This is a genomic window from Janthinobacterium sp. HH104 (assembly GCF_001758715.1).
Lineage (GTDB): Bacteria > Pseudomonadota > Gammaproteobacteria > Burkholderiales > Burkholderiaceae_D > Janthinobacterium > Janthinobacterium aestuarii.
Window position 1 is genome coordinate 291,452 of record NZ_LRIB01000013.1, and the last position, 18,309, is coordinate 309,760.

General features: G+C 61.6%; 20 protein-coding genes. 9 read left to right on the forward strand and 11 right to left on the reverse strand.

The genetic code is table 11. The features are described from left to right. Positions 1–85: 85 nt before the first annotated feature. A complete protein-coding gene (locus tag JAB6_RS02155) occupies positions 86–415 on the reverse strand; it encodes a nuclear transport factor 2 family protein (protein WP_070301195.1) in 330 nt (109 codons plus the stop codon). A 121-nt stretch (positions 416–536) separates the two neighbouring features. Here JAB6_RS02155 and JAB6_RS02160 point away from each other — a divergent pair, with 121 nt between their 5' ends. Continuing rightward, positions 537–1,457 carry a LysR family transcriptional regulator gene (locus JAB6_RS02160; protein WP_070301196.1) on the forward strand — a complete coding sequence of 307 codons (921 nt, stop codon included), beginning with the start codon at positions 537–539 and terminating at the stop codon, positions 1,455–1,457. A 762-nt stretch (positions 1,458–2,219) separates the two neighbouring features. Here the strand turns inward: JAB6_RS02160 and JAB6_RS29215 are convergent. Together JAB6_RS29215 and JAB6_RS29220 are read right to left on the reverse strand one after the other, a co-directional pair. Further along, positions 2,220–2,747 carry a hypothetical protein gene (locus JAB6_RS29215; RefSeq protein ID WP_175444475.1) on the reverse strand — a complete coding sequence of 176 codons (528 nt, stop codon included), beginning with the start codon at positions 2,745–2,747 and terminating at the stop codon, positions 2,220–2,222. A gap of 32 nt (positions 2,748–2,779) precedes the next feature. Beyond that, entirely contained in the window at positions 2,780–3,124 is a 345-nt protein-coding gene (locus JAB6_RS29220) for a hypothetical protein (protein WP_051990791.1), read from the reverse strand. A gap of 253 nt (positions 3,125–3,377) precedes the next feature. Here JAB6_RS29220 and JAB6_RS02175 point away from each other — a divergent pair, with 253 nt between their 5' ends. Then, entirely contained in the window at positions 3,378–3,911 is a 534-nt protein-coding gene (locus tag JAB6_RS02175) for a YggT family protein (RefSeq protein ID WP_034746613.1), read from the forward strand. 106 nt (positions 3,912–4,017) lie between these two features. Here the strand turns inward: JAB6_RS02175 and JAB6_RS02180 are convergent, their stop codons facing one another. The 8 genes from JAB6_RS02180 to JAB6_RS02215 form a co-directional block, all read right to left on the reverse strand. After that, complete coding sequence (locus JAB6_RS02180; protein WP_070301198.1) at positions 4,018–4,956, reverse strand: carbohydrate kinase family protein; 939 nt, start codon at positions 4,954–4,956, stop codon at positions 4,018–4,020. A gap of 11 nt (positions 4,957–4,967) precedes the next feature. Beyond that, positions 4,968–6,200 (reverse strand): DUF3426 domain-containing protein, encoded by a 1,233-nt coding sequence (locus JAB6_RS02185; RefSeq protein ID WP_070301199.1) that lies wholly within the window; start codon positions 6,198–6,200, stop codon positions 4,968–4,970. 8 nt (positions 6,201–6,208) lie between these two features. Beyond that, positions 6,209–7,153 carry a 50S ribosomal protein L11 methyltransferase gene (gene prmA / locus JAB6_RS02190; RefSeq protein WP_034746620.1) on the reverse strand — a complete coding sequence of 315 codons (945 nt, stop codon included), beginning with the start codon at positions 7,151–7,153 and terminating at the stop codon, positions 6,209–6,211. Then, a complete protein-coding gene (gene accC / locus JAB6_RS02195; protein ID WP_034746622.1) occupies positions 7,150–8,565 on the reverse strand; it encodes an acetyl-CoA carboxylase biotin carboxylase subunit in 1,416 nt (471 codons plus the stop codon). The genes prmA and accC overlap by 4 nt, the downstream gene beginning before the upstream one ends. Positions 8,566–8,666: 101 nt before the next feature. Beyond that, the gene (gene accB, locus JAB6_RS02200; RefSeq protein ID WP_046684231.1) at positions 8,667–9,131 is read right to left on the reverse strand and encodes an acetyl-CoA carboxylase biotin carboxyl carrier protein; all 465 of its coding nucleotides are present in this window, start codon (positions 9,129–9,131) and stop codon (positions 8,667–8,669) included. Positions 9,132–9,222: 91 nt separating this feature from the next. After that, the gene (gene aroQ, locus JAB6_RS02205) at positions 9,223–9,660 is read right to left on the reverse strand and encodes a type II 3-dehydroquinate dehydratase (RefSeq protein ID WP_034746628.1); all 438 of its coding nucleotides are present in this window, start codon (positions 9,658–9,660) and stop codon (positions 9,223–9,225) included. Positions 9,661–9,742: 82 nt separating this feature from the next. Continuing rightward, positions 9,743–10,297, reverse strand: a complete 555-nt coding sequence (locus tag JAB6_RS02210) for a TlpA disulfide reductase family protein (RefSeq protein WP_034746631.1) — start codon at positions 10,295–10,297, stop codon at positions 9,743–9,745. 19 nt (positions 10,298–10,316) lie between these two features. Further along, on the reverse strand, positions 10,317–10,955 hold the full coding sequence (locus JAB6_RS02215) for a hypothetical protein (RefSeq protein ID WP_070301200.1): 639 nt from the start codon (positions 10,953–10,955) through the stop codon (positions 10,317–10,319). A gap of 115 nt (positions 10,956–11,070) precedes the next feature. Here JAB6_RS02215 and mpl point away from each other — a divergent pair, with 115 nt between their 5' ends. From mpl to mtgA, 7 genes are all read left to right on the forward strand, one after another. After that, positions 11,071–12,447 (forward strand): UDP-N-acetylmuramate:L-alanyl-gamma-D-glutamyl-meso-diaminopimelate ligase, encoded by a 1,377-nt coding sequence (gene mpl / locus JAB6_RS02220; RefSeq protein ID WP_083292480.1) that lies wholly within the window; start codon positions 11,071–11,073, stop codon positions 12,445–12,447. Further along, positions 12,444–13,028, forward strand: a complete 585-nt coding sequence (locus JAB6_RS02225; protein WP_034746640.1) for a YqiA/YcfP family alpha/beta fold hydrolase — start codon at positions 12,444–12,446, stop codon at positions 13,026–13,028. Before mpl ends, JAB6_RS02225 begins: the two co-directional genes overlap by 4 nt. Next, positions 13,025–13,639 (forward strand): chorismate lyase, encoded by a 615-nt coding sequence (locus JAB6_RS02230; protein WP_070301202.1) that lies wholly within the window; start codon positions 13,025–13,027, stop codon positions 13,637–13,639. Before JAB6_RS02225 ends, JAB6_RS02230 begins: the two co-directional genes overlap by 4 nt. A gap of 2 nt (positions 13,640–13,641) precedes the next feature. Beyond that, the gene (locus JAB6_RS02235; protein WP_070301203.1) at positions 13,642–15,729 is read left to right on the forward strand and encodes a ribonuclease catalytic domain-containing protein; all 2,088 of its coding nucleotides are present in this window, start codon (positions 13,642–13,644) and stop codon (positions 15,727–15,729) included. Positions 15,730–15,867: 138 nt separating this feature from the next. Continuing rightward, the gene (locus JAB6_RS02240) at positions 15,868–16,725 is read left to right on the forward strand and encodes an energy transducer TonB (protein WP_034746649.1); all 858 of its coding nucleotides are present in this window, start codon (positions 15,868–15,870) and stop codon (positions 16,723–16,725) included. 11 nt (positions 16,726–16,736) lie between these two features. Continuing rightward, positions 16,737–17,564 carry a shikimate dehydrogenase gene (aroE, locus tag JAB6_RS02245; protein ID WP_070301204.1) on the forward strand — a complete coding sequence of 276 codons (828 nt, stop codon included), beginning with the start codon at positions 16,737–16,739 and terminating at the stop codon, positions 17,562–17,564. After that, positions 17,561–18,286, forward strand: coding sequence for a monofunctional biosynthetic peptidoglycan transglycosylase (mtgA, locus tag JAB6_RS02250; protein ID WP_070301205.1), 726 nt, complete (start codon positions 17,561–17,563; stop codon positions 18,284–18,286). Before aroE ends, mtgA begins: the two co-directional genes overlap by 4 nt. Positions 18,287–18,309: the final 23 nt, after the last annotated feature.

Below are 18,309 nucleotides of genomic sequence, written 5' to 3' on the forward strand. Positions count from 1 at the left end.
TATCTGGAGAGCTTATTGCATCGGGCTCACACGGTCGGGATGGTGCGGCCCGTGATCAGCACGCGCTTGTCCTTGAAATCGGTATTCATGCGCCGATCTCCAGGGTCTGGATGCGATTGCTGGCTAGCGTGAAGGCAAAGCGCAGCGCCAGCGGGCTGCCGGGGAAACTGCCGCTGACGCTGCCAGTGACCACGCAGCGCACGCCCTGGGTATCGGCCGAGATGGGGCTGACGGTGGCGCCGTACTGCTGGCTGCCAGCTTCTTTCCAGGCCTGGATGGCGGCATGGCCCGCATGGGTCCGGCCTTCGTCGTGAACGACGCCATCGGCGGTGAAGCACTGCGCCACGGCCTTGCTATCGTGATGGTTGTCGGCGCTAAAGTAGTCGCCGACGATGGCCGGCATGAGGAGAGACATGGTGCTTCCTTTCAATGGAGAGTAGGGAGCGACCATCATATGGCCTTCAATTGCAGAGAAATAGTAGAGTAGGGATGATGGGCTTTACACTTCAGGTTCATTATTGGCGGCGTGATCGCGCATGAAAACTAACTCTCTCGATGGCATCCGTACCTTTCTCGCGGTCGCCGAGCGCAAAAGTTTCAGCGCCGCGGCACTGCAGCTTGGCGTGACGGTGACGGCCGTCAGCAAGGCGGTCAAGGTGATGGAGCGCCAGCATGGCGTGCTGCTCCTCAAGCGCAATACGCGCAATGTCGCCTTCACCGAAGCCGGCGCGGGCCTGTACGCCAGCCTGGCCGGCGCCACCCGGCAGATCGATGACGCCTTCGCCGCGCTGACCATGTTTCGCGACCGGCCCGCCGGCCATTTGCGGCTGACGGTGCCGCGCGCGCTGGGCGCGCTGGTGATGCGCGCATTGATACCGCGTTTTCGCGGCAGCTATCCTGACGTGACCATCGACCTGTCGCTTGACGATGGCGCCGTTGATCTGCTGGCGCACGGTTACGACGCCGGCATCCGCCTGGGACAGTCGGTGGAGCAGGAGATGGTGGCCGTACGCCTGACGGGGGACTTGCGCTGGTCCGTGGTTGGCGCGCCCGGCTACTTCGAGCGGAAAGGGCGGCCGCTGATTCCGGAAGACCTGATGCGCCACGACATGCTGGCCTACCGCTTCCACACTTCCGGTGCCTTGCACCGCTGGCGCTTCGTGCGCGATGGCGAGGAGTTTCTGGTGGAAACCGGCGCACCCCTGGTCGTCAATGACACCACGCTGATCGCCGATTTCGCGCGCTCGGGTCTGGGCCTGGCGTATATGCCCGACGTGGAAATCGAAGCTGACCTGGCCAGCGGCAGCTTGCTGCGGGTGCTGGAAAACTACGTGCCGCCGACGAGCGGATTGTTCCTGTATTTTCCCGCCCGTACCCAAAGTCAGCCCAAACTGCGCGCCTTCATCGATACGGCGCTGGCGCTTTCCCGGCCCGCGTCTTCCGGCGACACGCGCTAGCCTCGCCTGCTTTTTCCAGCCTGCCGCCATCATCCTGGAGACCGGCTGCGGCATCGCCTGCCGCGTTTTTTTTGCGCTGCTTTTTCATGAAGTGCAGTGGCGCGGCGGCGCAGAAAAGTGCGGCCATTTTTTTGCCGCATCGCGCACGCCGCGACGCATTTTTTTGATGGCGCCAATGCGCGCGGGGCGGGGTGTAAATATCGTTTCCGCACACGCTGGCGGCGGCATTTGCCGCGCGATTGTGCGATAGCACGCGTATCGTGCAAAAAAGCGGACGAAAACGTGTCGTGCCGGTTGCGCATTGACAAGGTTTTCGTGTACTTTATGAGATTGCAAATGCGAGCGTTAGAATGCGGGGTTTTTTAACCAGCGCGGTAGCGAAAAAACCTCGCAAAACAGGGATACAGATTTACACGGATATGCACAAAACCACACCGTTTTCGTCTGCCGCCGTGCCCGAATTTTTTCAGGCATGGCGGTTTTTTATTTGACGCATCGGTGTTGTGGCGAGCGCGATGCGAGGAGCGAAAAAACGCACGGCATCGAAAACGAATGACCGAATTCAGACTTTGCCACCAGCTGCGAGATAAAGCAGGGTGGCACCGACGATGGCTGAAGTGCTGCAAACGTGAGGAGTTGCAGCAGTTCAGCTGGTGCCGAATTCATTAGCGCAAACGACCGTTTGCGCCGATGAATAATTCGCCTGGCCTATCCCTGTGGTGGGTCGGACGGGTTTAAATCTTGTAGCTTAAATTTCTCATCTCAGATGAAGGAGAGACAAATGGCAACAGCCGCTAAGAAATCAGAAGTAAAGAAACCAGCCGCCAAGGCTGCTCCTGCCGCGAAGAAGCCGGCAGCCGCAGCGAAGACGGTTGCCGCTAAACCAGCTGCCAAAGCCGCAGCGAAACCAGCAGCAAAACCAGCCGCCAAAGCCGCAGCCAAGCCAGCAGTGAAAAAAGCCGCAGCAAAACCTGCCGCCAAGGCAGCAGCCAAACCGGCCGCCAAAGCGGCAGCCAAGCCAGCAGCTAAAAAAGCCGCAGCAAAACCGGCAGCCAAGCCGGCCGCCAAAGCAGCAGCGAAGCCAGCAGCAAAAGCTGCAGCCAAGCCAGCAGTGAAAAAAGCCGCAGCGAAACCTGCAGCCAAGGCAGCAGCGAAACCGGCCGCCAAAGCGGCAGCCAAGCCAGCAGCGAAAAAAGTCGTCGCCAAGGCAGCAGCGAAGCCAGCCGCAAAAGCGGCAGCCAAGCCAGCAGCAAAAGCTGCAGCGAAGCCAGCGGCCAAAGCGGCAGCCAAGCCAGCAGCCAAGGTAGCAGTCAAGCCAGCAACTAAGGCGGCAGCCAAGCCAGCGGCCAAGGTAGCAGCGAAGCCGGCAGCAAAAGCAGCAGCGAAGCCAGCGGCAAAGGCAGCAGCGAAGCCAGCAGCCAAGGTAGCAGCGAAGCCAGCAGCCAAAGCGGCAGCCAAGCCAGCAGCGAAACCTGCTGCCAAGGTCGCAGCAAAACCGGCAGCCAAGCCAGCAGCAAAAGCTGCAGCGAAGCCAGCCGCCAAGCCTGCAGCAAAGCCAGCCGCCAAGCCGGCAGCAAAAGCAGCAGCGAAACCTGCCGCCAAGCCAGCCGCAGCGCCAGTCGTGGCAGCCGCACCAGCAGCAGCGCCGGCAGCAGCTCCAGCGGCACCAGCCGCCGTGGCCGCCAAGCCAGCCGCCAAGAAGGCCGCGCCTAAAAAGGCCGCACCGAAGAAGGCAGCTCCTGTCGCGAAGCCATCGGCACCTATCGCACCTGTAGCAAAAACCGTGTTGGCACCGGCTGCAGCCTGGCCATTCCCAACCAGCACCCGCCCATCGTAATTCCAACGATACGGGTGCCTGGATGAGGCAACACGCCGCTGTGTGACTCAATCACACAGCGGTTTTTTTTTGGAGAATTAGTCGTGCTGATCGTTATCCTTACATTGATCGTTGATACCATCGCTACCTTGCTGGGCGGCGTGCTGCTGCTGCGCTTCTGGATGCAGGCGGTGCGCGTGCGGCCCCCCTCGTCGGTGGCGCAATTCACGTTTCAATTGTCCGACTGGCTGGTGCGCCCCCTGCGCCGCGTGGTGCCGGGCGTGGGCGGGTATGACTGGGCCAGCCTGATCGGCGCCTTCCTGATCGTGCTGCTGGCCAGCTCGGTGCTGTTTATTTCCGGCTATCCCGTCGAAGTGGTGCTGCTCAAGTCGCTGCAACGCTTCCTGCAATGGATACTCTACGGTTTCATGGCCTTGCTGATCATCGAAGCCATCTTCAGCTGGGTCAATCCGCATGCGCCGCTGGCGCCGTTCGTGCGGGCCCTGAACGAGCCGCTGCTGCGTCCGATCCGCAAGGTCGTGCCGTTGATCGGCAGCCTGGATCTGTCGTTGCTGGTCGCGCTGATCCTGTTGCAGATCGCGCAAGTGCTGGTGGGGATGATTATTGTGGTGCGATGATGGTGGCGTAGGTCGGGTTAGCGTAGCGTAACCGACATCAGCACTTGCCATGCCAATGATGTTGCTGGATGACGCGCGGCCGCGCCGCGCACATCCGACCTGCATATTAATAGCGGTAACCGAACGCCGCTTCGAACTGGTCGGCGATGCTCTCTGGCGTAAACACGTGGTTTTGCGCGCCCTGGGTGGCGATCTTGATAGCGCCCAGCAGGCTGGCCAGACGGCCGCTGGTTTCCCAGCCCAGGTCGTTGGTGATGCCGAACAGCAAGCCGGCACGGTAGGCATCGCCGCAGCCGGTCGGGTCCAGCACTTCCTTGGCGGTCACGACAGGAATGTCGATGCGCTTGCCGTCCGTATAGATTTCCGACCCTTTTTCGCCACGCGTGACGATCAGCGCTTCCAGGCGGCTGGCGATGTCCTGCAGGGTCAAGCCCGTGCGTTCCATCAACATTTCCATTTCATAATCGTTGGCCGACACATACGTGGCTTTGTTGATGAAGTCGATCAACTGTTCGCCATTGAAACGTGGCAACTGCTGTCCCGGGTCGAACATGAAGGGGATGCCCAGCTCGGCCAAGTCGGCGGCGTGCCTGAGCATGCCCTGGTCGCCGTCCGGCGAAATGATGGCGACCTTGGCCGGGCCCGCATTGGCGATCGGGTTTTCATGCGCAAACGACATGGCGCCCGGGTGGAAGGCGTTGATCTGGTTATTGTCCGCGTCGGCCGTGACGAAGCACTGCGCGTTGTAGCTGTCGGCCTTGATCAGGATGTTGGCGGTGGAAATGCCCAGCTTTTGCAGGCGCTCCAGGTAGGCGGCGCTGTCTTGCCCCATGACGCCGACGATGCGCGGGTCGCCGCCCAGCATTTTCAGGCTGTAGGCGATGTTGCCCGAGCAGCCGCCGAACTCCGTGCGCATGGTGGGCACGAGGAAGGACACGTTCACCTTGTGCAACTGGTCGGCCAGCAGCGATTCGCCGAAGCGGCCGGGGAATTGCATGATGGTGTCGGTGGCAAGCGAGCCGCAGATCAGCGATGTTTTGGTCATGATAGTGTCTGTTAAGGGTAAAAGATGGCGATATGGTAGCCAGACGCCGTGAGCTGGTCTAATGCAAAATACAGTTTGATGGTTTGTTCCGAGCGTGGCGCAAAGCCCTTGCTCACGTCGATATTGGCTGGCAGGTAGTCGCGCGGCGCGATCACGCGGCGCAAGACGGGCTTGTCGTTGGCGTCGTTGAGGATCAGTTCGATGCTGGGCCAGGCTTGCACGCTGCGGCTCTGGTTGCGCAGCAGCGAGATATACGAAAAGGTGTGGTCCTTCAAGGTCTGCAACTCGCCCTGTTCGATGGCCAGCGCCTCGATCTGCGCCGGCAAGTCGACCTGGCAGCCGCTGAGCTTGCACAGCGCGACCAGGGTCGGCTTCCACTGTGGAAATTGCGCCGCCAGCGGATTGCGGAAGGTGGTCATCACTTGCAGGAATAACAGCAAAAGCAGCACGGCCGAGCCGGCGGCCATGGCCATGCGCAAGGCCTTGCCGCTCTGTTCGCGGCGCCGTCCCAAGGTCACAAAGGCCGGCTCGTCGTCGGCTGGCGGCAGGACGGGTTCTTCCTGCTCTTCGGCTGGTTCCGGCGCGACGGGCAACGCTTCGAACGAGTGGTCGGCCAGCGTCGGTTCACGGCGCGCGGGCGCAGGCTTGTCCAGGCTGACTTTTTCGGCTGGGATGACTGGGGCTGCCGCTGCTTCCAGGTTCGGCTCGCGGCGGCTGTCGCGCAGATACGTGACAAAGGCGGGCGCGTCATCGACCTGGCGGCGCTTGAAAGGCGCCATCGGCTGGGGCAGGGGCTGTTCGGGCAGTTCCGCCGGTGTTTCCTCAGGTTCAGGTCTATCGAGAGGTATGTCGAGCGGTGCGGCGGCCGGTACCTCTTCGGGCAGGGCCACGTCGAGGTCCAGCTCGATGTGCTCGCCATCGTCTTCATCGTCCTTGAGCTGCGCCGTTTCCGGCAAGATACCGAACGGGTCGAACGAGGTGTCGAAGTCGAGGGAATAGATGGGTTCGTCGTCCGTGGCGGACGGCAAGCTGTTGTCGGCAGGGTAACTGTCTGGCAGCGGGGCGGCAGTGCCGGGGGCCGATGTTAAAAACGGCGATGCCGCAGCTGGATCGACCAGCGCGGCATTGCCGTCAAACACTTCTCTGCACGTGCCACAGCGTACGATGCCCCCACGTAACTTCAATTGGTCAGCAGCGACCCGAAATATCGTGTTGCAATGGGGGCATTTGGTGGCGAGGGCCATTGCTGTGCTTATGCACCTTCCGCGCGGGGCGCAGGCGCTTGCGTGCTGCCCAGGCGGCCATGCAGCGCCACCCAGCCGTCTTGCTCGGCCCACACACCGAGCTCGATGAACGGTGCGTACGCAGCGGCCACTTCTTCGGCCTGGCGTGCCAGCACGCCGGACAGGATCAGCGCGCCGCCATCGGCGACACGGCCCGACAGCATCGGCGCCATCAGCTTCAATGGGCTCGACAGGATGTTGGCGACGACGATGTCAAACTTGGCTGTGGCGTGTGCCGACGTGGCAAACGTGTCTGGCAAGAAATATTCGATGTCGCACTGGTTGCGTTCGGCATTGTCGCGCGCCGATTCGATCGCCTGCGGGTCGATGTCGACGCCGGCTACCGTTTGCGCGCCCAGTTTCTTGGCCACCATGGCCAGGATGCCGGAGCCGCAACCGTAGTCGAGCACGGTCTTGCCTGGAGCAGGATTGGCTTCCAGCCACTCCATGCACAAACGCGTGGTCGGATGGCTGCCCGTGCCGAAGGCCAGGCCAGGGTCCAGTTCCAGGATCAGGCCGTCAGGGTCCGGTGCCTCGTGCCAGCTGGGCACGACCCAGATATTCTTGCCGATGTGAATCGGTGCGAATTGCGACTGCGTCAGGCGCACCCAGTCCTGCTCTTCCACGGGGCGCATGGTAAAGGCGGGCACTTCCGTCATGCCGACAGCCTGGGCTGCGGCGGCCACGATGGCGGCCTGGTCGGCGTCGACGTCGGTCAGCGCCACCACGCGGCTGCGTTCCCACGCCGCTTCCTTCGGTTCCATGCCGGGTTCGCCAAACAGGGGCTGCTCGGCTTCCGTGCCTTCATCGGCGTCTTCCACCGACACCGACAGGGCGCCCGCTTCCATCAACGCGTCGGACATGGCCTCGGCGTTGTCACGGGCGATTTCGATGACGATTTCCGTCCAGCTCATGCGCCCGCCTTGATTTCGGACTTCTTGGCGATGCTGGGGCTGCCGCCATTCAGGTTCTTGCCCAGATCCGGCATGTCGGCCAGCTTCTGTTCCAGATAGTGAATGTTGGTGCCGCCTTCGATGAAGCGCGCGTCGATCATCAGTTCGCGGTGCAGGGCGATGTTCGTGTTGATGCCTTCGACCACCATTTCGGACAGGGCGATCTGCATGCGGCGGATCGCTTGTTCGCGCGTGGCGCCGTAAGCGATCACTTTGCCGATCATCGAGTCGTAGTGCGGCGGCACGTAGTAGCCGGCGTAGGCGTGCGAATCGACGCGGATGCCAGGGCCGCCCGGTGCATGCCACGACACGATCTTGCCTGGCGATGGCGTGAACTTGAATGGATCTTCGGCGTTGATGCGGCACTCGATGGCGTGGCCAGACAGCAAGACGTCGCGCTGGCGGAAACGCAGTTTTTCGCCGGCGGCGATGCGGATCTGCTCTTGCACGATGTCGATGCCGGTGATCATCTCGGTGACCGGATGCTCCACCTGCACGCGGGTATTCATTTCAATGAAATAGAACTCGCCGTTTTCGTACAGGAACTCAAACGTGCCGGCGCCGCGGTAGCCGATCTTGCGGCAGGCTTCGGCGCAACGGTCGCCAATTTTCTCGATCAGCTTGCGCGGGATGCCCGGCGCTGGTGCTTCTTCGATCACTTTCTGGTGGCGGCGCTGCATGGAGCAGTCGCGCTCGCCCAGCCAGACGGCGTTCTTGTGTTCGTCGGCGAGGATCTGGATTTCCACGTGGCGCGGATTTTCCAGGTACTTCTCCATATACACTTCAGGGTTGCCGAAAGCCGTGCCGGCTTCCGTCTTGGTCATCGCCACGGCGTTGATCAGGGCAGCTTCCGTGTGCACCACGCGCATGCCGCGTCCGCCACCGCCGCCGGCGGCCTTGATGATGACCGGGTAGCCGATCTTGCGGGCAATTTGCACGATCGCTTTCGGATCGTCGGGCAACGCGCCTTCCGAGCCCGGGACGCACGGTACGCCAGCCTTGATCATGGTTTGCTTGGCCGATACTTTATCGCCCATCAAACGGATCGATTCCGAGCGGGGGCCGATGAAGACGAAGCCAGATTTCTCGACGCGTTCGGCGAAGTCGGCATTTTCCGACAGGAAGCCATAGCCAGGGTGAATCGCTTGCGCATCCGTCACCTCAGCGGCGCTGATGATGGCGGGCATGTTCAGGTAGCTCAGGGACGACTGTGCCGGGCCGATACAAACGGATTCGTCGGCCAGCTTGACGTATTTCGCGTCCTTGTCGGCTTCGGAGTGGACTACAACCGTTTTAATGCCCATTTCGCGGCAGGCGCGCTGAATACGGAGGGCAATTTCACCACGGTTGGCAATCAGGATTTTTTCAAACATGGTAGGTTCGCGTATGTCTGTGAGAGCCGGCGAGCCGGCGAAACAACAAGTGTGAGGGGCTAAAACTGCAAACGGCCGTTGCCGGCCGTGTGGACTGGGTTTTAGCCGATCACAAACAAGGGTTGACCGAATTCGACCGGTTGGCCGTTTTCGACCAGGATCTGGGTCACGACACCGGCTTTGTCGGAGTCGATTTCATTCAGGAGCTTCATCGCTTCGATGATGCACAGGGTATCACCTTCCTTGACGGTCGAGCCCACTTCAACATAGGCGGCGCTGCCAGGAGCGGACGAGCGGTAGAAGGTGCCGACCATCGGCGACTTGACCACATAGCCCGTTGGCTCGGCGGCGACCACGACGGCGGCTGCCGCAGCGGGAGCGGCGGCTGGCGCGGCTGGCTGGTACTGGGCTTGCATGCCTTGCGGCTGCATCATGACCATCTGGTTTTGCGGCATGGCCGACGATTTGACGATGCGAACCTTGCTTTCGCCTTCGGTAACTTCCAGCTCTGCGATATCCGATTCGGCGACCAGGTCGATCAAGGTCTTGAGTTTTCGTAGATCCATGTAAAACCCCTAGGAATGTAGTTTGTTTTTTGAGTGATGCGGTGATGTCCAAGAACCTATCGCCGCGCTAAATGCGTGCAGATCGCGTAGATTAACGTTTTTTAAGCGCAAAGTCGATGGCAAACCGATATCCATCGATACCCAGCCCGCAGATCGTCCCCTGCGCGATCGCGCTGAGAAATGAGTGATGTCGAAACGTCTCGCGTTGATAAATATTCGAGATATGGACTTCCACGAACGGGATGGCGACCCCGGCCAGCGCATCGCGCAAGGCAACGCTGGTATGGGTCAGGCCGCCCGGATTGATGACGATGGCATCGATCCCTTCCGCTCGCGCGGCATGGATGCGGTCGATCAGCGCGCCTTCGTGGTTGCTTTGAAAGCAGACCAGGTCGGCGCCGGCCGCCATGGCTTGCGCCATTGCTGCCTGTTCGATATCGGCCAAGGTGCTGGCGCCGTAGACCTCAGGCTCGCGCGTTCCCAGCAAATTCAGGTTGGGACCGTTGAGCAGAAGGAGGTTTTTTGCCATGTATGGAAGACCGTTTTAGCGAAAGTTCCGCATTTTGCCGCCAAAGATACGCATTGGCAAGAGAAAAAAGCACGCTCCGAATTTACAATTTATCCAGATCGGCGCGCAATTGATCAAATTTCAAGCGGCCAAGATAGGTCTTTTTGACTTCGCCATCGGCGCCGATCAGCACCGTAAAGGGCAAACCGCCCGTGGCATTGCCAAAATGGCGCGACAGGTCGGTACCGCTCATGCCGGAGACATACACGGGATAGGCGATCTTGAACTTGCTGGCAAAGGTGGCAATATTGCTGGCCGAATCGATGCCGATGCCGATCACCTGCAGGTTTTTCGCCGCATAGTGGCCTTGCACTTCGGATAACTCCGGCATTTCTTCCACGCAAGGCGGGCACCATGGCGCCCAGAAATTGACCAGCACATTCTTGCCTTTCCATTGCGACAACGCTTGCGTGGCGCCGGCCGCGTCCGGCAGGGACAGCGCATACAGCTCAGTGACGGGACCCGTCGCGCCCGGCGCGATGGTGGTCGTCAGCGGCCCTGCTGCTTTGGCTTTTTCCTTGCTCAAACCGACGTAAGCGCCCATGCCGCCAAACATCAGCGCCACGATGGCGCACGCGATCCAATTCTTTTTTGTCATAACTTTATCTATATCAATGTTAGTCGGCAGCCGGCATACCATAGGCGAGGCTGGCGGCCAGCAGGCTGCGCAGCCCGGCGATGTCGGTGCGCAGCACCTTGCCATCCGCCTTGGCTTTCAGCGCGCCGCGCATATCGTCGAGCTCATACATGGCCGCGTGCACGCCTTCGTTTTTCCACAAGAAACTGGCGGTCTCGACCGCATCATAACGCGCCCCCTTGAAATGCGGGCTTTCCGACATGTCGAGCACGACATTTTTATTCAGCAGGAAGATGTGGATTTCCTTGGCGCTCTCGGCAAACAGCTGCAAATAGATCTCGTCGTGCGGGCCGGCCGTGCCATTGAGCACGGGGCCGCTGAGCAGGGGATGAAATTGTTGCAACGCTTCCATGACCTGCAGCGCGATCATGCGCAGCTGGAACAGCCGCGCCGGCTGGCTGTCGGCCAGGAACAGGGCATTGTATTGCCGCACCTGCTCCTCGATCATGTCGTTGTCAGGCAGGATGTTGGGCCGGTTCGGCGCGTCGCCCAGGACTTGCCGCGCCGCCTTGCGCTTGGCGCTGCCATAGTCGGCGCCGTCCTGCGCCACGAGGCGCGCGGCAGCGGCGGCGATTTCCAGGCGCAACTGCGCGCTATCGTCAAATGCATCGTTCGTCATGAGCGAGATGATACTCCGAAGCGGAAAAAGTCATGGCGTCAGGTAAAATCCTGCACTTGCTGTTTTTTATCTCACCGTCTTACTTACTTAAGCGTGCGCCTTTCGCACTGATCACATGCATATTCATATTCTCGGCATTTGCGGTACCTTCATGGGCGGCCTGGCTGTCCTGGCCAAGGAAGCCGGCCATAAAGTTACCGGTTGCGATGCCAACGTGTATCCGCCGATGAGCACCCAGCTGGAATCGCAGGGAATCGAACTGATCCAGGGTTTCGATCCGGAACAGACCAAGCTGAACCCGGATTTGTATGTGATTGGCAATGTGGTCTCGCGCGGCAACCCGCTGGTGGAAGAGATCCTCAACCGCAGCCTGCCGTATGTGTCCGGCCCGCAATGGATCGGCGAACATATCTTGCGCAACAAGTGGGTACTGGCCGTGGCCGGCACGCATGGCAAGACGACCACGTCGGCCATGCTGGCCTGGATACTTGAAGATGCGGGCTACGCGCCAGGCTTCCTGATCGGCGGCGTGCCGATGAACTTTGGCATTTCCGCCCGCCTCAGCGGCACAATCGACGGCAAGAGCGCCGAATCGGACTTCTTCGTCATCGAAGCGGACGAATACGACACGGCCTTCTTCGACAAGCGCAGCAAGTTCGTGCATTACCACGCGAAGACGGCCATCATGAATAACCTGGAATATGATCACGCCGACATCTTCCCCGATCTGCACGCGATCGAGACGCAATTCCACCACCTGGTGCGCACCGTGCCCGGCATTGGCCGTCTCGTGTTCAACGGCGATGAAGCATCGCTGCAGCGCGTGCTGGCGCGCGGTTGCTGGAGCGAAAAGGAAAGTTTTGGTCAAGATGCCAACTGGCAACTGCAAGAACAGGCCGATGGCAGCTTCGACGTGTTCTTCAATGGCAAGCAGGAAGGCCATGTGGCGTGGGCGCTCACGGGCAAGCACAACCGCAGCAATGCGCTGGCGGCCATCGCCGCCGCGCGCCACGTGGGCGTGCCCATTGCCCAGGCGTGCGCCTCGCTGGCCACGTTCGAGAGCGTCAAGCGCCGCATGGAAGTGCGCGGCGTCGTCAACGACATCACCGTGTACGACGATTTCGCGCACCACCCGACGGCCATTGCCACCACCGTGGGCGGCCTGCGCCAGAAGATAGGCAACAGCGCCCGCATCCTGGCCGTGCTGGAACCGCGCTCGAATACGATGAAGCTGGGCGCCATGAAAGATGCGCTGCCGGGCAGCCTCAAGGATGCGGACCTCGTCTTCGGTTTCGGCAGCCAGCAAGCGCTGGGTTGGAGCCTGGGCGACGCGCTGGCGCCGCTGGGCAAGATTGCCAGCGCCTACGAAGACATCGATACCCTGGTGGCGGCCGTGGCGGCCAGCGCGCGTCCCGGCGACCAGATCGTGGTCATGAGCAATGGCGGCTTTGGCGGCGTGCACCAGAAATTGCTGGAGGCCCTGGGCCGATGATTCTGTACCTGCATGGATTCCGCTCGTCGCCCCTGTCGATGAAGTCGCGCCTGCTGGCCGCGCAGATGCAGGCGCTGGGCCGCGAAGCACAGTGGCTGTGCCCGCAATTGCCGGCTTCGCCGAAACTGGCGATTGAGCTGGCCCTGTCGCTGGTCAAGGACGTGGCGGCGGCTGAGCTGACGATAATCGGCTCCTCGCTGGGCGGCTATTACGCCACCTGGCTGGCCGAGCAGCTCGGTTGCCGCGCCGTATTGCTCAATCCTGCCATCGTGCCCCTGATCGACTTGGAACAGCATGTGGGCGTGACGACGGAATTCCATTCGGACAAACCATTCGAGTTCAAGCGCGAGTACATCGACGAGCTGCGCACGTTTGCCGTAGAGAAAATTACTGAGCCGCAACGCTATTTCCTGATTGCCGCCACCGGCGATGAAGTGCTCGACTACCGCGACATGGTGGCGCATTATCAGGGGGCGCGGCAGTTGGTCATCGACGGCAGCGACCATGGCATCAGCGAATTTGCCGATTATGTGGCGCCCGTGCTGGCCTTTTGCGGCATCGATGCGGACGCTGCCCAGTGAGGCCGGGTTCGCTGCGGCAGGCGCAATGGCATGCGCACGTAAATGCCGTCAATGCGCCGCCGGCCTTGCGCCACTGGCTCACGGGCGGCGGTTCGCTGACGGCCAAGCTGAAAGCGCATAGCCAGGCATTTCGCGTGCAATGTTTGCATCAGGAAACGGCACGTTGCCTGAGCGACGAGGCCGCCATCATTGGTTTGCACCGCGCGGGCCGCGTGTGGGAACGTGAAGTGCTGTTGCGTTGTGATGACAGACCGGCCGTGTTTGGCCATACCGTCGTGCCCATGCAGGCGACGGCCACGGACTGGCCCTTGTTTTCCGCGCTGGGCGAGCGTTCGCTGGGCACGACCCTGTTTGGCGACCGCATGGTGCGCCGCGGCGAACTGGAATTTGCCCGCTTGCGCGCCGGGCACCCGCTGGTGCAGCGGGCGCAGGCGGCGCTGGCGCGGGAAGGGCGGCGCGCCGACGGGCAGGCGCTGTTTTTTGCCCGCCGCTGCCTGTATCAGCGTCACCAGGGATTGCTGCTGGTAACGGAAGTATTTTTGCCGGCGGTGCTGGAGTTGACGTCCGTCACTCGCACCGTTGCAACCGACACATTAATAAACAAAGCATAACAATGAATCTATTTTTTGAAGAATCCGGCGATTTCAAGGTCGGCACGGTCCTGTCGCAAGCGGGTGAAGCGTACCAGGTCGAAATGGCCAGTGGCAAGCGCACCAAGGTCAAGGTCAAGGACGTGCTGCTGCAGTATGAAAAGCCGGCCCCGGCCGAGCTGCTCGAGCAAGCCAAGGCGGTTGCCGCCGAGATCGACCTCGATTTCCTGTGGGAAGTGGCGGGCGAAGACGAGTTCGGCTTTGCCGAGCTGGGCGCCGAGTATTTCGGCCACGCACCGTTGCCGCCGGAAGCGGCCGGCCTGATCCTGGCCCTGCATTCGGCGCCCGTGTATTTCTACAAGAAGGGCCGTGGCCGCTACAAGGCGGCGCCGGAAGCGTCCTTGAAGGCGGCTCTGGCCGGTATCGAAAAGAAAAAGCAGCAGGCGCTGGTGCAGGCAGGCTATGTGGAAGAGCTGAAGCAGAACCGTCTGCCCGCCTCGATGCAGCCCATGGTGCTGCAACTGCTGTTCAAGCCGGACAAGAACACGATTGAATACAAGGCGCTGGAAGCGGCGTGCACGGAATTGCACACGACGCCGCCGCGGCTGATGCTGGCTGTCGGTGGTATTGCTTCGCCAAAAGACTTGCACCTGTCGAAATTCCTGTTCGAAAATTTCCCGAAAGGCGCCGGTTTCCCGAGCGTGCCCGTGCCGTCCGTGACGGCCAAGCTGCCGCTGGCCGACGTGGCCGCCTTCTCGATCGACGACGTGACCACGACCGAGATCGACGATGCCTTCTCCGTGCAGCCGCTGCCCGATGGCACCGTGAAAGTGGGTATACACATCGCCGCACCGGGCCTGGGCATCCGTCCGGAAGACGTGATCGACAAGATGGCGCGCCAGCGCATGTCGACCGTCTACATGCCGGGCGACAAGATCACCATGCTGCCGGACGAAATCGTCAACGCGTTTACGCTGGCGGAAGGCACGACGTGCCCGGCCCTGTCGCTGTACGCGACCCTGGACCCGAAGTCGGACTGGGCCGTGGTCAGCACGCAGACGCGCGCCGAACTGGTGCCGATTGCCAGCAACTTGCGCCATAACCAGCTCGATGATCTGGTCAACGAGGAAACCCTGGCCAGCGGCGAAGGCGAGTACCCGCACAAGGCCGATTTTGCCGTGCTGTGGCAATGGGCGCAGCAGCTGGAACAGGGCCGCATGAAGAAGCGCGAAGCGTTTGGCCTGAAGCCGGAACAGAATAACCGTGTCGATTTCAACTTCTATGTGGAAAACGACATCGTCACCGTGGCGCGCCGCAAGCGTGGCGCGCCGCTCGACAAGATCGTTGCCGAACTGATGATTTTTGCCAACAGTACCTGGGGCAAGATGCTGCACGACCATGGCGTGCCCGGCATCTACCGCAGCCAGGGCGGCGGCAGCGGCAATAGCTGGGCGGCAAAGATGCAGGTGCGCATGGTCACCCATGCGGCGCCGCACCAGGGCCTGGGCGTCGATCAATATGCGTGGAGCACTTCTCCCCTGCGCCGCTATACCGATCTGGTGAACCAGTGGCAAATCATCGCCTGCGCCGAGCATGGCGTGACGGCGCCGCTGGTGGCCCCGTTCAAGCCGCGCGATGCGAATCTGTTCGCCATCGTTTCGGCGTTTGACGCCGCGTATGCCGCGTATGGCGATTTCCAGTCGAACATGGAACGCTACTGGTGCTTGCGCTGGCTGCATCAGGAAAACGCGCGCCAGGTCGATGCCGTCGTCCTGAAAGACGAGATCCTGCGCCTGGTCGACATTCCGCTGGTCATCAAGCTGCCGGGCATGCCATCGGTGGCGCGCGGTGCCCAGGTGAAACTGGACTTGCTGCGCTGGGATGAAGTCGACCTGAGCATCGAAGCGCGCCTGCTGGAAATCGCCGCCGTGCCCGATGCGGCGGCCAATGCCGAGCTCGACTACGAAGAAGAGGCGGGCGACGATGCTGCGGACGAGGACGACGTGGCGGCCGAGCCATCGCCGGAAGCGGCGAACCAGGTCAGCGACGCCGATGCGGAAGTGGCGGAACTGGCCAGCGAAGACGTGGTCAGCGAGCCCGAGGTCAAGTAAGGCGTTCCTCACGTCATCCAGGCGGTGCTGAAAACTGTTGCCGGCACCGTCCTTTGACGTAGAATTCAGCCATCTTGTATGGTGTGCTTGTTGCGAACTGGGTTGCGTGTGAAGTCTTTCCGAGAGAATCGTTTCCTGATGATAGCCGTGGCGGTATCGCTGCTGGCGCACGGCGCCTTGCTGGCGATGCATTTTGTCGCCCCGGCGCCGCAGCGGGCCGTGGCCACCGATCCCGGCCTGGAAGTGATCCTGGTCAACGCCAAGCATGCGAACAAGCCGCTGAAGGCCGACGCCCTGGCGCAAGCCAACCTCGACGGTGGCGGACAAGCCGACAAGGGCCGCGCCAAGTCGCCCTTGCCCGACATGCGCAAGGTGGAAGAGGGCGACAGCGTCAAGGCCAGCGCCCGGCGCATCGCCGAACTGGAACAAAAACAGCAGGAACTGCTGACGCAGGCGGCCAGGCCGACGCCTTACAGCGCCGCGCCCGTCACGGAAAAGGACAAGCCCAATCCCCTGGCCACCGGCTCGGACTTGATGGAAAGCAGCAAGGCCATCGCCCGCATGGCGGCCGAGATCAGCCAGACCGTGGAAGACCAGAACAAGCGCCCGCGCAAGACCTTCATTACACCCAGTACGCAAGAGGTCGGCTATGCCATGTATTACAAGACCTTGCAAAAGCGTATCGAGGAAATCGGCACTCTGAATTTCCCGCAAAAGAATGGCCGCAAGATGTATGGCGAACTGGTCGTCTACATCCCCATCTTCCAGGACGGCACGATTTACCAGAAGGAAGGCGGCGCCCGCGTGGAAAAAAGTTCGGGCAATCCGGCCCTCGATGCGGCGGCCCTGGCCATCGTGCGCCGCGCGGCGCCGTTTGGCCGTTTCCCACCGAACATGTTGTCGAGTGACAAGGATGACCTGTGGGTGGTGATTACCCGCTTCAAATTTACGCGTGAAGAAAAAATGGAAGCTAACCTGACTGGCGGCAGCAATTGAACAAGCAAGCAATGAATCCTGATCAATATTGTGTCTTCGGCAATCCCATCGCCCACAGCAAGTCCCCCCTGATCCACGCCGCGTTTGCCCTGCAGACGGGCGAGCCCATCGTCTATGACCGCCGGCTGGCGCCGCTCGACGGCTTTGCGCTGGCGGCCCGCACGTTTGCCGCCGAGGGCGGCAAGGGCGCGAACGTGACGGTGCCCTTCAAGCTGGACGCGTGCGCGCTGGCCACCGAGCTGACGCCGCGCGCGCAAGCGGCCGGCGCCGTCAATACCCTGCGTTTCGATGGCGACACCATTCTTGGCGACAATACCGATGGCGCGGGCCTGGTGGCCGACATCGTGCGCAATGCGGGCGTGAAGGTCGCCGGCAAGCGCGTCCTGCTGCTGGGCGCGGGCGGTGCCGCGCGCGGCGTCGTGCTGCCCTTGCTGGAACAGGGACCGCAGGAAATCTTCATTGCCAACCGCACCGTGGCCACGGCCGAGGCGCTGGTGGCGCAGTTTGCCGATGCGCTGGCGCACCCCGGCCAGTTGCGCGCCGGCGGCTTCGCGCAGCCCGATGACGTCTTCGATATCGTTATCAACGCCACCTCGGCCAGCCTGGCGGGCGACTTGCCGCCCGTGCCGCCCGGTATCTTCGGTAGCCATACCCTGGCGCTGGACATGATGTACGGCGCCCAGCCCACCGTCTTCATGGATTTTGCCGTACAGCATGGCGCGCAGGTGCGCGACGGCCTGGGCATGCTCGTGGAGCAGGCGGCTGAAGCGTTTTACGTGTGGCGTGGCGTGCGGCCGCAGACGCAGGACTTGCTGGCGCAGCTGCGCACTGCCCTGTGAGCGCCGGCAAGAAGGGCGCCCGCAAAAGCGGTGGCCGCTATGGCTGGATCAAGTGGCTGTTCATCGTCCCCGTGCTGGCCTTTATCGTCGTGCAACTGTATTTCTTCCTGCAAATCTGGTGGTGGGTCGACCATAACCCGTCCAGCACGGCCTTCATGCGCGAACAGCTGTCGGTCTTGCAGGAGAAGAACCCGAACGCCACCATCAAGCAGACCTGGGTGCCGTACAACCGCATCTCGAACAATCTGAAACGGGCCATCATCGCTTCGGAAGACGCGAATTTCTCCGAGCACGAAGGCGTGGATTGGGAAGCCTTGCAAAAGGCATATGAAAAGAATAGCAAGAAGCAGAAGGTCGTGGCGGGCGGCTCCACCATCACGCAGCAGCTGGCGAAGAATCTGTTCCTGTCCGGTTCGCGCAGCTATGTGCGCAAGGGCCAGGAACTGATCATCACGTATATGCTGGAAAACCTGATGGAAAAGGAGCGCATTTTCGAGATTTATCTGAACGTCGTGGAGTTTGGCACGGGCACCTTTGGCGCCGAAGCGGCCGCGCGCCACTATTACCGGGTCAGCGCGGCGGGCCTGAGCGCGGGACAGGCGGCGAAACTGGCCGTGATGCTGCCGAATCCCCGCTTTTACGACCGTCACCGCGATACGGGCTACCTGAACCGGCGCACGGGCGTGATCCTGCGCCGCATGGGGGCGGCGGAATTGCCTTGAGGGCAGCGGGCTTTCTTTTCATA

What these genes read in the sequence shown, in the direction of transcription:
- JAB6_RS02155 (WP_070301195.1), bottom strand. Translation starts at nt 415, where the DNA reads ATGTCTCTCCTCATGCCGGCCATCGTCGGCGACTACTTTAGCGCCGAC.
- JAB6_RS02160 (WP_070301196.1), top strand. Translation starts at nt 537, where the DNA reads ATGAAAACTAACTCTCTCGATGGCATCCGTACCTTTCTCGCGGTCGCC.
- JAB6_RS02180 (WP_070301198.1), bottom strand. Translation starts at nt 4,956, where the DNA reads ATGACCAAAACATCGCTGATCTGCGGCTCGCTTGCCACCGACACCATC.
- JAB6_RS02185 (WP_070301199.1), bottom strand. Translation starts at nt 6,200, where the DNA reads ATGGCCCTCGCCACCAAATGCCCCCATTGCAACACGATATTTCGGGTC.
- prmA (WP_034746620.1), bottom strand. Translation starts at nt 7,153, where the DNA reads ATGAGCTGGACGGAAATCGTCATCGAAATCGCCCGTGACAACGCCGAG.
- accC (WP_034746622.1), bottom strand. Translation starts at nt 8,565, where the DNA reads ATGTTTGAAAAAATCCTGATTGCCAACCGTGGTGAAATTGCCCTCCGT.
- accB (WP_046684231.1), bottom strand. Translation starts at nt 9,131, where the DNA reads ATGGATCTACGAAAACTCAAGACCTTGATCGACCTGGTCGCCGAATCG.
- aroQ (WP_034746628.1), bottom strand. Translation starts at nt 9,660, where the DNA reads ATGGCAAAAAACCTCCTTCTGCTCAACGGTCCCAACCTGAATTTGCTG.
- JAB6_RS02210 (WP_034746631.1), bottom strand. Translation starts at nt 10,297, where the DNA reads ATGACAAAAAAGAATTGGATCGCGTGCGCCATCGTGGCGCTGATGTTT.
- JAB6_RS02215 (WP_070301200.1), bottom strand. Translation starts at nt 10,955, where the DNA reads ATGACGAACGATGCATTTGACGATAGCGCGCAGTTGCGCCTGGAAATC.
- mpl (WP_083292480.1), top strand. Translation starts at nt 11,071, where the DNA reads ATGCATATTCATATTCTCGGCATTTGCGGTACCTTCATGGGCGGCCTG.
- JAB6_RS02225 (WP_034746640.1), top strand. Translation starts at nt 12,444, where the DNA reads ATGATTCTGTACCTGCATGGATTCCGCTCGTCGCCCCTGTCGATGAAG.
- JAB6_RS02235 (WP_070301203.1), top strand. Translation starts at nt 13,642, where the DNA reads ATGAATCTATTTTTTGAAGAATCCGGCGATTTCAAGGTCGGCACGGTC.
- JAB6_RS02240 (WP_034746649.1), top strand. Translation starts at nt 15,868, where the DNA reads ATGATAGCCGTGGCGGTATCGCTGCTGGCGCACGGCGCCTTGCTGGCG.
- aroE (WP_070301204.1), top strand. Translation starts at nt 16,737, where the DNA reads ATGAATCCTGATCAATATTGTGTCTTCGGCAATCCCATCGCCCACAGC.